10 protein-coding genes are annotated in these 11431 nt (G+C 70.2%); 8 read left to right on the top strand and 2 right to left on the bottom strand.

What is annotated here, in order from left to right; genetic code table 11:
• Positions 1–63: 63 nt before the first annotated feature.
• From ACSHT8_RS05215 to ACSHT8_RS05250, 8 genes are all read left to right on the top strand, one after another.
• Entirely contained in the window at positions 64–2391 is a 2328-nt protein-coding gene (locus ACSHT8_RS05215; RefSeq protein WP_436498212.1) for an alpha/beta fold hydrolase, read from the top strand.
• A gap of 47 nt (positions 2392–2438) precedes the next feature.
• Positions 2439–3677: an ABC transporter substrate-binding protein gene (locus ACSHT8_RS05220; RefSeq protein WP_436498214.1), complete on the top strand. Its 1239-nt coding sequence runs from the start codon at positions 2439–2441 to the stop codon at positions 3675–3677.
• Entirely contained in the window at positions 3674–4534 is an 861-nt protein-coding gene (locus tag ACSHT8_RS05225) for a branched-chain amino acid ABC transporter permease (RefSeq protein WP_436498217.1), read from the top strand. The genes ACSHT8_RS05220 and ACSHT8_RS05225 overlap by 4 nt, the downstream gene beginning before the upstream one ends.
• Before the next feature lies 1 nt (position 4535).
• Positions 4536–5462 carry a branched-chain amino acid ABC transporter permease gene (locus ACSHT8_RS05230; protein ID WP_436498219.1) on the top strand — a complete coding sequence of 309 codons (927 nt, stop codon included), beginning with the start codon at positions 4536–4538 and terminating at the stop codon, positions 5460–5462.
• Positions 5459–6151 (top strand): ABC transporter ATP-binding protein, encoded by a 693-nt coding sequence (locus ACSHT8_RS05235; RefSeq protein WP_436498221.1) that lies wholly within the window; start codon positions 5459–5461, stop codon positions 6149–6151. Before ACSHT8_RS05230 ends, ACSHT8_RS05235 begins: the two co-directional genes overlap by 4 nt.
• 2 nt (positions 6152–6153) lie before the next feature.
• Entirely contained in the window at positions 6154–6846 is a 693-nt protein-coding gene (locus tag ACSHT8_RS05240; protein ID WP_436498223.1) for an ABC transporter ATP-binding protein, read from the top strand.
• A gap of 346 nt (positions 6847–7192) precedes the next feature.
• Positions 7193–8053: a dienelactone hydrolase family protein gene (locus tag ACSHT8_RS05245; protein ID WP_436498225.1), complete on the top strand. Its 861-nt coding sequence runs from the start codon at positions 7193–7195 to the stop codon at positions 8051–8053.
• 273 nt (positions 8054–8326) lie between these two features.
• A complete protein-coding gene (locus ACSHT8_RS05250) occupies positions 8327–9688 on the top strand; it encodes a wax ester/triacylglycerol synthase domain-containing protein (RefSeq protein ID WP_436498227.1) in 1362 nt (453 codons plus the stop codon).
• Here the strand turns inward: ACSHT8_RS05250 and ACSHT8_RS05255 are convergent.
• Together ACSHT8_RS05255 and ACSHT8_RS05260 are read right to left on the bottom strand one after the other, a co-directional pair.
• Positions 9652–9873, bottom strand: coding sequence for a hypothetical protein (locus tag ACSHT8_RS05255; protein ID WP_436498229.1), 222 nt, complete (start codon positions 9871–9873; stop codon positions 9652–9654). The genes ACSHT8_RS05250 and ACSHT8_RS05255 overlap by 37 nt on opposite strands.
• 218 nt (positions 9874–10091) lie before the next feature.
• Positions 10092–11390, bottom strand: a complete 1299-nt coding sequence (locus ACSHT8_RS05260; protein ID WP_436498231.1) for a BNR-4 repeat-containing protein — start codon at positions 11388–11390, stop codon at positions 10092–10094.
• Positions 11391–11431: the final 41 nt, after the last annotated feature.

The following is an 11431-nucleotide window of genomic DNA, read 5'->3' on the forward strand; positions in this document are numbered from 1 at the left end:
ATAGCCGGGCACCGGGCGTGATGATTTCGGCGTCTTGAACGTCACGTATCCGAGAGGTCGACGATGCCCAACCTGGCGGCCAACCTGCTCGACTCGGCCCGGCGCCACCCCGGCCGCACCGCCTTGCGCCTCGGCGCCGAGGCCGTGACGTACCAGGAGTTGGACGAGCGGTCGGCGCGGGTGGCGGCCCTGCTGCGCCGCCTGGGCACCAAGCCCGGTGACCCGGTCGCGCTGATGCTGCCCAACGTCCTGGAGTTCGTCGTCCTCTACTACGGGATCCTGCGGGCGGGCCGCGTCGTGGTCCCGATGAACCCGCTGCTCAAGGCCCGTGAGGCGGCGTTCTACCTCAAGGACTCCGGCGCCGCGCTGATCTTCGTCCGCGGCGACGGGCCGGGGGATGGCGCCGAGGGCGCCGCCGCGGCGGGCGCCGCCGTCGTGGCCGCCGAGCCGGACGCACTGGCCGCCCTGCTCGCCGAACACGCGCCGCACCAGGCGATCGAGCCGGTCGCCGATGACGACACCGCGGTCATCCTCTACACCTCCGGCACCACCGGCCATCCCAAGGGCGCCGCGCTGACCCACGGCAACCTTTCGCACAACACCGCCGTTTACGCAGGCGGGGTGCAGGGGCTCCAGTCCGACGACGTGATCCTCGGCTGCCTACCCCTGTTCCATACCTTCGGCCAGACCTGCGCGATGAACTCGGCGGTATACAAGGGATCCGAGCTCACTCTGTTGCCGCGCTTCGATCCCCAGGCCGCGTTCGACGCCATCGAACGCGACCGCGTGACGGTCTTCGCCGGGGTGCCGACGATGTACTCGGCGCTGCTGCACCATCCTGCCGCCAAGGACGCGGACGTCTCGTCGCTGCGCCAGTGTGTCTCCGGCGGCGCGTCGCTGCCGGTGGAACTGCTGCACGAGTTCGAGCGCGCCTTCGGCTGCGTGATCCTGGAGGGGTACGGGCTGTCGGAGACGAGTCCGGTGGTGACGTTCAACCACGCCGACCGCCCGCGCAAGCCCGGGTCGATCGGCACACCGATCCGCGACGTCGAGGTGAAGCTGGTCGACGAGGACAGCGGTATCGGCGAGATCGCGGTGCGCGGGCCCAATGTGATGAAGGGCTACTGGAACCGTCCACTCGAGACGCGCCTGGCGATCCCCGACGGCTGGCTGCGCACCGGCGACCTCGCCTGGCAGGACGACGACGGCTACCTGTTCATCGTCGACCGCAAGAAGGACCTCGTCATCCGGGGCGGCTACAACGTGTACCCGCGCGAGATCGAAGAAGTCCTGCACGAGCACCCCGACGTGGAACTGGCCGCGGTCCTCGGCGTGCCCGACGACCATCTGGGCGAGGAGGTCGCCGCCGCGGTCGTCCTCCGGGCGGGCGCCGCGACGACGGCGGACGAGCTGCGGGCGTTCGTCAAGGAGCGCGTCGCCGCCTACAAGTACCCGCGGCACGTCTGGCTGCTCGACGCGCTGCCCACCGGTCCCAGCGGGAAAATCCTCAAACGCGCCATCGAACCCCCGGCGAAGGAGCCATCCGTGTTCACCTTCACCAGCAGCGACGGCCTCACCGTCCACGTCCACGAGTGGGCGGCGGCCGAACCGCGCGGCGTCGTCCAGATCGCGCACGGCATGGGCGAGCACGCCCTGCGCTACGCCCCACTGGCGCACGCGCTCGCGGCCAGGGGCTACGCCGTCTACGCCGCCGACCACCGCGGCCACGGCGCCACCATGCTGCCCGGACAGCCCGGCGTGCTCGGCGCCGACGGCTGGAACCTCCTGGTCGAGGACGTGGCCGCCCTCACCCGGATCCTGCGCGAGCACCACCCCGGTGTTCCTGTCGTGCTGCTCGGCCACAGTCTCGGCTCCTTCGCGGCCCAGCAGTACATGCTCGACCACTCCGCGCTGGTCGACGCGGTGGCGTTGTCCGGCACGACAGCCGTCGACGAGCTGTTCGGGGTCCTCGCGGCCGCGGGCGGCGACGTGATGGCGGCGTTCAACGCCGGGTTCCAGCCCGCGCGCACCGAGGCCGACTGGCTCAGCCGCGACGAGGCCCAGGTCGACCTCTACGTCGCTGACCCCCTGTGCGGCTTCACCCTGGACGAGCTGTCCATGGGCGGCCTCGCGGGCGCGGCGACGGCCCGGCTCGCCGAGCCCGCCGGGATCCCCGCCGACCTGCCGCTGTACGTCCTCGTCGGCGACCGCGACCCGCTCAACCAGCACCTGGCGCTGAGTGACCTCGCCGTCGAGCGGTACCGCAAGGCCGGACTCGCCGACATCACCTACCGCACCTATCCCGACGCGCGACACGAGCTGTTCAACGAGACCAACCGCGACGAGGTCGTCGCCGACCTGCTCGTCTGGCTCGACCGCGTCACCTCCTGACCCTCCACCCCCCCACCCATCCCTATCCGCCACGCGGAGGCTTCGCCATGCCCAAAAGAATTCCGACCGCACTGCTCGCCGCCTCGCTCGCCATCACCGCCGCGGGCTGCGGCACCCAGGCAGGCGCGGACGACCCGGTGGTGACGGTCGGCGCGATCCTGTCGATGTCGGGCGTCTACGCCACCCTCGGCCCGGCCGAGAAGAACGCCATGACCATGGGCGTCGAGGCGCTCAACAAGGTCGGCTTCACCGTCGACGGGAAGCGCCGCACGCTGGAGATCACCTACGCCGACGACAAGTCGGACCCGGCCACCAGCGGGGTGACCGCGCTGCGGGAGATGACCCAGGCGCAGCACCTGCCGGTCATCGCCTACGGACTCGGCTCGGCCACCTATGTCCCGCAGTTGCAGCGCAAGCCGGTCCCGATGATCAACATTCTGGACAGCAGCTTCCCCAGCATCCTGGACAAGGACCCACACCTCTACCTCACCCGCGGCGGCTCCCACACCTATGTGCCCGGCTGCCTCGCCTACGCCAAGCAGAAGCTCGGCCTGACCTCGATCGCCGTCATCACCGCGAAAGGCGAGCCGTACGGCGAGGGCCTGACCGAGCTGGTGCGCAAGTCGGCGCCCGCCGAGGGCCTGACCGTCGTGGCCGCCAGTGAGTATCCGCTCGGCGCCACCGACTACAGCAACGCCATCAGCGCCGCGGTCGCCGCCAAGCCGGACGCGATCTACCTCTCCAGCGTCACCGGCGTGATCCTGCCGGTGCTCAAGCAACTGCGGCAGTCCGGCTGGTCGGGCCCGGTGTTCCACAGCTCCGGGGTCAACCCGAACCAGGCCGAGGCCATCCTCGGCGAGAAGTTCAGCACGTTCATGGTGGACAACTTCGACTGCGCCGGGACGCTGCCCACCACGTCGAAGAACCCGGCCGCGGCCGCGTTCGCCAGAGCCTACGAGCAGCGGTGGAACGAGTACCCGCAGGACCTGACCATGTGGGCCTACGACTTCCCCTTCATCGTCGCCGCCGCGATGGCGAAGGCGGGCAGCACCACCGACCCGGAGAAGATCCACCGGGCGCTGCCGGAGATCGGCGTCCCCGAGGGCACGGTCAGCGGCTGGATCCCGTCCGCGAAGAACACGCTGTTCGACAACCGCGGGGCGCGCACCGCCTCCGAGGTGACCATCTTCTGCTCACAGCGGCACACGCTGGCCAGCGCGATGACCTTCGACGTCGCGGAGGGCAAGGTCGTGGACGCGGTCTTCAACGCGGATGCCTGCAAATGAGTCAGGTTCTCGTCAACGGCGTGTTCCTCGGCTGCCTCTTCGCGGTGGTCGCCGTCGGCCTCACCCTGATCTACGGGGTGATGGCGGTGCCCAACTTCGCCCACGCCGGGGTCATCGTCGTCGCCGCCTACGCGACCTTGGTCGTGAGCGACGCCGGAGCGCCCTTCGGCCTGGCGGCGGCGGCCGGGATCGTCTGCGGGGGCGTGGTCTCGGTCCTCACCGAACTCCTCGCCTACCGCTGGGTGGTCGACACGCCCGCCGCCGCCCCCGCCGTCGCGCTCGGCCTGCTGCTGATCCTGCAGAACGTCGCGCTGCACGGCTTCGGCGGGGAGGGCCGCTCGATGGACACCCCGTACGACACGGTCCTGCTGACCGTCGGTCCGGTCTCGCTGTCCGGGGTGAAGGCCGCACTCGTCGTCCTCGCCGCGATCTCCCTCACCGCGCTGCACTTGCTGCTGTCGCGCACGTCGCTGGGCCGCGCCATGCGCGCGGTCGCCCAGGACCGGGAGGCGGCGGCGATCCTCGGCGTCCCGCTGCGCCGCCAGTACACCCTGGCGTTCCTGGTGGCCGGGATGCTCGCGGGTGTCGCCGCGGTCGCCTACGCGCCGACTTTCCAGGTGTCCCCGCACATGGCCGACCACATTCTGCTCAGCGCGTTCGTCGTCGTGGTGCTCGGCGGGCTGGGCAGCGTGTGGGGCGCGGTCGCGGGCGGGCTGATCCTGGGCGTGGTCGAGAGCCTCGGCTCCGCCTACATCAGCCCGGCCTACCAGAGCGCGTTCGGGTTCCTCATGCTCGTGATCATCCTCGTGTTCCGGCCTGAGGGCCTGCGCAGCACGAACGCCAGAAGGGTCGCCTGAGATGACTGTTCCCCCGGCGGCTCGGCACGCGGGCGTCTTCGGTGGCGTCGCCGCCGTCAGCGTCGCCGCGCACCTGCTCCTGACGAACCTGCAGGGCGACCTCGGCCAGGTCGCGCTCCTGGTCGTGGCGTGGAGCATCGCCCTCACCGGACTCAACCTCGTCCAAGGGCTGGCGGGCTACCCGAGCCTGGCGCAGGCGTCGTTCTACGGCGGCGGCGCGTACCTGTCGGCGGTGCTGTTGGAACGCGGTGTCCCCGCGGCGCCCGCCGCGGTCGCCGCCGTGGCGGGCACGATGCTGGTCGGATTGCTTGTCGCGCTTGTGTTCAGCCGCACCCGCGGCCAACAGTTCGCCATCGGCACGCTGTTCTTCACCGCCGTCGTCACACTGGTGTTCACCAACGCGGCGGACCTCACCGGCGGGCCCAACGGCCGTCCCGTCGCCCTCGGGTTCACCCTGGACACGACGATCGTGCTGCTCTCCGCGTCGCTCGGTGTAGGTCTCGCGGTGTTCTACGTGATCTCCCAGCTCCGGCTCGGCGCGCGGTTGCGGGCCGTCCGCGCGGACGAGGACCTCGCCCAGCACCTCGGGGTGCCCACCGCCCGGGTCAAGCTGGTCGCCTTCGTGGCGTCGGCGGGCTTCGGCGCCTGGGCCGGGGTGCTGTTCGCCCAGTACAACGGCGTCGTCGCACCGTCGCAATTCACCTTCGTGCAGAGCTTCCTGATGTTCGTGGCCATCGGGCTCGGCGGTGCGGGGCGGCTCTACGCGCCGATTGTCGGCGCCGCCATCGTGCTCGGCTTCACCCAGTTGATCGACCTCGGGCCGGGCGTGAGCCAGATCGTGCTCGGCGCGCTGTTCATCGCCGTGACCTTGCTCGTCCCCGACGGCGTGCTCGGCGCGTTCCGGCGCGGGAAGGAGGTCGTCGCATGACGCTGCTCGAAGCGGATCGGCTGGTCAAGCGGTTCGGCGGGGTCGCGGCCGTCGACGGTGTGTCGTTCGAGCTCGACGCCGGGCGCGTCCTCGGACTGATCGGCCCCAACGGTTCCGGCAAGACCACTTTGCTGAGCCTGCTCGCGGGTACCCACAAGCCCACCGAGGGCCGCGTCCTGCTCGACGGCAGGCCGGTTTCCGGGCGCGGTGCCCACCGGACCGTGCGCGCGGGCGTCGCCCGTACTTTCCAGACCACGCGCCTGTTCCCGACGTGGACACTGCGCGAAGCCCTGCGCCTGGCCCACGCCGAACGCCGTGGCGCCGACCGGGGCGAGGCCGCGCTGTTGGGCCTCGTGGACGTCGTCGACCGCCCGTGCGCGAGTCTGACCAGCGCCGATCAGCGCCTGGCGATGATCGCGCTTGCCCTGGCCACCGGCCCACGCGTCCTGCTGCTCGACGAGCCCGCCGTCGGCATCGACGACGCCCAGGCCCGCGCACTCGGCGACGCCGTTCGGGTGGCGTGCGCCGAATTCGGTGTCGCCGCGATCGTGGTCGACCACAACCTGCGGTTCCTGCTGCCGCTGGCCGACAGCGTCTTGGCCATGGCGGCGGGGGCCGTCATCGCCCACGACACCCCGGAAGCCATTGGCACCAACGACGCGGTCATCGCGTCCTACCTCGGAGTTTGACCGTGCTCACCGTCGAGAACCTCACCGTCGCCTTCGGCCGCACCCGCGCCGTCCGCGACGTCAGCCTGCACGCCGCCGCCGGAACCGTCACCGGGCTCCTCGGCGCCAACGGCGCGGGCAAGACCACCACGCTGCTCGGCATCCTCGCCCGCGTCCCCCGCGCGAGCGGACGGATCCTGCTCGACGGTGAGGACGTCACCGGTCTGGACACCACCGCGCTCGTCCGCGCGGGGATCGCGTTGTGCCCGGAGAATCGGCGACTGTTCCCCGGCATGTCCATTGAGGACAATCTGCGACTCGGCGCCCATGGCCGAAAACATCAGAAGCAGCTGTTGGCACGGATGTACGACCGCTTCGACTGGGTCCACCGCCGCAGGGCCGACCTGGCGGGCAGCCTCAGCGGCGGGCAGCAGCAGACCGTCGCGATCGCCCGCGCGCTCATGTCCGAGCCCAGGCTGGTGCTGCTCGACGAGCCGTCGAGCGGCCTGTCCCCGGTCGCGGTCAAGGAGATCGCGGGCCTGCTGGCTGACATCGCGCGCGACGGGACGGCCGTGCTGCTGGTCGAGCAGAACGTGCGTCTGGTCGAGGACCTGTGCGACACCGCCTGGGTGCTCGCCCACGGCGAGTTGGCCGCGCACGGCGCGGTCACCGACCTCATGGCGGGGATCTCCGGGACCTACCTCGGCACGAGTTGACCACTATTGCCGGCAAGGAACGACCTTGCGACAAACGACTCGACTCTCAACCGACTCGCGAATACGTGTGGCCTACGTAGAACTGACGATGCCTGATCCGCCCGCGCCGCGCGAAACTGGCGGTCGACGTGGAGAGACCGAATTCTCGCCACGATAGGCCGCGCCGCCTGTGTGCCCGGTCGGGACGGAACGGAGCCCCGGTTGGAGACAAGTTCCGACTTGGCTATTCCGCAAGTCTGGGCGGCGCATTTGTCGAAATCCCACAAAGGACCCTTCTTGGTGCGCTTTGCCGCGCGAGTGGGGTGCTGTTGCCGCCGATGACGTTCGGCTGACGGAGGAATTGACCATGCGGAGATGGCGCAAACTGATGGCCGCGGTGGGTGTCGCGGCCACGATCGCGACCGGGACCGGGCTGGCGACCACGGGTGCGAGTGCGCAAGGCAATCCGTACCAGCGGGGTCCCGCGCCGACGACGGCGAGCATCGAGGCTCCGACGGGGGCGTTCGGGGTCACCAGCACAACGGTTCCCGCCGGGAACGGGTTCGGCGGTGGCACGCTGACCTACCCGACCGACACCAGCCAGGGCACGTTCGGCGCGGTGGTTGTCACGCCCGGCTTCCTGTCGCCGGAGATCAAGTGGTACGGGCCCCGGCTGGCCTCGCAGGGCTTCGTCGTACTCACCATCGCGACCAACACGGTCTGGGATCCGCCTGCGACGCGAGCGACGGAGATGCTGGCCGCGCTGAGGTTCCTGGTGGAGCGGAGCCCGGCCAAGAACCGAATCGATGGCGCCCGCCTGGCACTGATGGGCCACTCCATGGGCGGCGGCGGCACCCTCGAGGCAGCCGAGGCGTACCCGGCGCTCAAGGCCGCCATCCCGCTCGAACCATGGGACATGGGCAAGACCTTTCCCGCCGTGCGCACCCCGACACTGATCGTCGGTGGGCAGAGCGACTGGATCGCGTCGGTCGGACAGCACGCCATCCCGTTCTACGAAAGCATTCCCGCGGGCGTGAACAAGGCCTACGTCGAGCTCGCGGGCGGGAGCCACTTCGTGCCGATGTCGCCGAACGTCACCATCGCGAAGTACAGCATCGCGTGGCTGAAGCGGTTCGTCGACAACGACACCCGCTACGACCAGTTCCTCTGCCCGATTCCGCAGGATGCCGCGACCTCGGTGTTCAAGGGGACCTGCCCGCACACCTGATCACGAACGCCGCTGCCCCGCCTGACCGCGACCATGGTCAGGCGGGGCAGCGGCGTGTCTGGCACGGGTGTCTCCGCTCGGGGCGCTGCGATGGTGAGGTCAGGATGGCGACCAACGGCGGTGCGCGGGCGGCGAGCTGACCAGCTACGTGGGGCGGCGGCGTGAGGTTCGAGGTCAGCCCTGCGCCGGGGCGATGCGCATGACGTGGCTGACGAGGTTGCGGTGGGACTTTGGGCTCTGGCACACCCCGGCGTCGGCGCGTCGACTCGGGGCATGACTGAGACGGTGCGCCATGAGCGGGCCATCGACCGCGCGAGTCCGACGGACCGGGCGTTCCTCGCGATGGACACCGGACGGGTGCCCGAGCAGTTCGGCGTGGTCCTGCGGACCGACCAGGTCGGCCCCATCGACCTCACCTGGATCCGACAGCTGCTCGCTGAGCGTGTACCGGCGGTTCCTCGGCTGCGGCAGCGGCTGTTCCGGGTGCCGCTCGGGTGCGGCGGCCCGATCTGGGTGGACGACGACGCGTTCGACATCCGCCGCCATGTCCGCGCGGTGGCGTGCTCCGCCCCGGGTGACGAGCGGGCGCTGCTGGACACCGCCATTTCCGTGATCGCCACGCCGCTGCCGCGCGATGCCCCGGTGTGGTCGGCGGTGTGCGTCACCGGGCTCTCCGGCGGCGGGTTCGCGCTGGTGGTCGTGCTGCACCACGTCCTCGCCGATGGCGTGGGCGGGCTCGCCGTCCTGGCGAACCTGGTGGACGGCGTGAGCGTCACGACGCCGAACGACTTCCCTCGACCGCGCCCGACTCGGGGCGAACTCGCCCGCCAGGCGTTGCTGGACCGGTTACGCGCGCTGCGCCGCGGCCGGGCGGTGTGGCGGCTGCTGCGCGCGTCGATGAGCGCGGGCGGCGGACTCCGCCCGCCGCAGGCCGCTCCGTGCTCACTGGTCCAGCGGACGGGCCCGCGCCTCGCCGCCGCGGTGGTCCGCGTCGACCTCGACACGCTCCGGCCCGTCGCGCACCGGCACGGGGCGACGACGAACGACGCGCTCCTGGTGGCGGTGGCGGGCGCGCTGCACCGGGTGCTGACCGGCCGGGGCGAGTCAGTCGACCGGCTCGCCATCGCGGTGCCCGTGTCCGGCAGGACGGTCGCGGGGCCCGAACTGGGCAACATGGTCGCGCCCCTGCTCGTCCAGGTCCCGACGTCAGGCGAGGTCGGCCTGCGCCTGCGGACGGTCGCCGCCGAGGTCCGCGCGCACAAGGCCGAGGCGACCGGGCCGCCGCCGATCGCGGTGCTGGGCTGGCTGTTCCGACCGCTGGCCGCGCTCGGCGGCTACCGGTGGTACATGAACCACCAGCGCCGCCTGCACACGCTCGTGAGCCACGTCCGCGTGCCCGGCGGGCAGCTGACCTTCGACGGGTCGCCGATCGTCTCGGCGATGTCGCTCGCCCTCGCCGACGGCGGCAACATGACCGTCTGCTTCGACGTCGTGTCGTACGCGGGAACGATGACCGTCACGGCGATCGTCGACCCGGACCACTTCCCGGATCTCGAGACGCTGACCGCCGGCCTGCGCACCGAACTGGACGAGCTCTGTCACGACGGCTCGAACGCGCCCGGGTCCGGGCAGTAGCGCCGGACCGCGTCGGCCATCCGGGCGGCGTGGCTGCCGTCGGCGTAGCGGTGGTCCACCATCGCGGTGAGCGTGAGCACGGGACCACCGTTGAACACCCCACCGGCGACATCGCCCTCGAAGTGGGCGTTGAGGTTGATCTGGAGCAGGTCCCGAGTGTGCTCCTCGTCGAGCTTCTCAGCCATGGACGGGTTGCGTTCCAAGGCATGCCGCGAGTTCCTCAGAACCGCGAGGCCGCCTGCAACCGCCTCCGGCGCGTCTCCGCATCCCGGTCAACTTGCCCAACGCCCCACGGAGTCCTCGATCGCCAGCGCGTCAGGATCGACGAGGCCCCGGCTCACACCGCCAACCGGCGCCGGACCTCCAGGTGGTCCGGCGTCGGTCTGGGCCTGACGAGCCCTATTCAGACGACGCCGACGATGTCGGTCTTCCAGTTGACGTAGCTGGGGTATTCGCCACGCATCCACAGGACGCTCATGGGGCCGTTCTCGGTCATGCCGACGGGCTTGATCGGGCGGACGTTGAGCACGGTCGACCCGGAGGTGATGGCTTCGGAGGTCCAGGTCGCGCCACCGTCCGGGGTGCGCCAGCGTTCGATCTCGTGGCGACCGTTGGGGACCTGGCGGGAGAGCAGGACGACGCTGGGGTCGCTGTCGTCGAGGGTGATGCCGCCGGAATAGTTGTTCTCATACGGGTCGCCGCTGATGGTGTTGCCCGCGGCGGTGATCTCGGTGTCGAACCAGTTGGCGCCGGTCCAGCGGGCGTAGCGGTAGCGGTGGTCGCTGTTGGTGGGGAAGTTGGCGTAGACCAGGACGGGACGGCCGTCCCTGCCCTGGGCGACGTCGTGTATCCAGGCTTTGGGGCGGTTGGTCGCGTCGTAGACCAGGTCGCCTTGGTCGGGTCGGATGGTGGTGCCCCACGGACCGATGACGGTGCCGTCGGCCTTGTGCAGGTTCTTGTCGATCGCGCTGTAGTACATGTAGTAGATGTTGTTGTGATAGTTGCGGGGGTGTCCGTTGGTGAAGGCGAAATGGATCTTGTCGACACCGTTGCTCGCGGTCTTGAAGTACGGCCGCTGTGAGTCGCCCGCGCTGATGAACGTCTGGGCGGTAGTCCAGATATCGGAGCCTGTCGTGGTCGTGAAGCAAGGCTTGTAGTTGGCGCCGCGGAAGAACAAGTAGAGCTTCTTCGGTTCGGCGCTCAGCTGCAGGCCGTGGGTGTAGGTGGTTCCGCTGGTCCCGGCGACGTTGGTGGTGATGCTCTTGACCGGCTCGAAAGAGCGGATGTCCTCGGGCAGCGCCGATCGGCGGTAGTAGATGCCGCCCCCGATGCCGTGCCCGGTCCAGAACAGCACGACCCGCCGGTCGGGCCGGATCACGATGCAGGGGTTGTTGTGGTCGTCGATCTGGAAGCCGGTTTGCACCACGGTCCGGGTGAGCTGGTTGGTCGTGTGGTCGTACTGCGCCACGACGATCTCGCCGAGTGAGCTGATGTAGCCGATATAGGTCCGCTTGTACGTTCCTTCGTAGTGCACCGCGCGGGGGTCGCCGAACCAGCACCACGCGCCCCTGGGGCCGACGACCGTCCTGGCCGGATCGGCGTCGGCGAACCCGGCGGTGGCGCCGATGATCGGGATGCTCATCGCGGCCCCGGCGGCCAGCCTGCCGAATGTTCGACGGGACAAAGAGGACTTGTAGTTCACGAACTCTCCTTAGTGTGTACCACCGTCGCCTGGTACCGATG

Source organism: Actinokineospora sp. HUAS TT18, from assembly GCF_051364635.1.
Lineage (GTDB): Bacteria > Actinomycetota > Actinomycetes > Mycobacteriales > Pseudonocardiaceae > Actinokineospora.

Excerpts from the sequence above, each read along its gene's own strand:
- ACSHT8_RS05220 (WP_436498214.1), top strand. The coding sequence starts at position 2,439 with ATGCCCAAAAGAATTCCGACCGCACTGCTCGCCGCCTCGCTCGCCATC.
- ACSHT8_RS05250 (WP_436498227.1), top strand. The coding sequence starts at position 8,327 with ATGACTGAGACGGTGCGCCATGAGCGGGCCATCGACCGCGCGAGTCCG.
- ACSHT8_RS05225 (WP_436498217.1), top strand. The coding sequence starts at position 3,674 with ATGAGTCAGGTTCTCGTCAACGGCGTGTTCCTCGGCTGCCTCTTCGCG.
- ACSHT8_RS05255 (WP_436498229.1), bottom strand. The coding sequence starts at position 9,873 with ATGGCTGAGAAGCTCGACGAGGAGCACACTCGGGACCTGCTCCAGATC.
- ACSHT8_RS05230 (WP_436498219.1), top strand. The coding sequence starts at position 4,536 with ATGACTGTTCCCCCGGCGGCTCGGCACGCGGGCGTCTTCGGTGGCGTC.
- ACSHT8_RS05245 (WP_436498225.1), top strand. The coding sequence starts at position 7,193 with ATGCGGAGATGGCGCAAACTGATGGCCGCGGTGGGTGTCGCGGCCACG.
- ACSHT8_RS05215 (WP_436498212.1), top strand. The coding sequence starts at position 64 with ATGCCCAACCTGGCGGCCAACCTGCTCGACTCGGCCCGGCGCCACCCC.
- ACSHT8_RS05235 (WP_436498221.1), top strand. The coding sequence starts at position 5,459 with ATGACGCTGCTCGAAGCGGATCGGCTGGTCAAGCGGTTCGGCGGGGTC.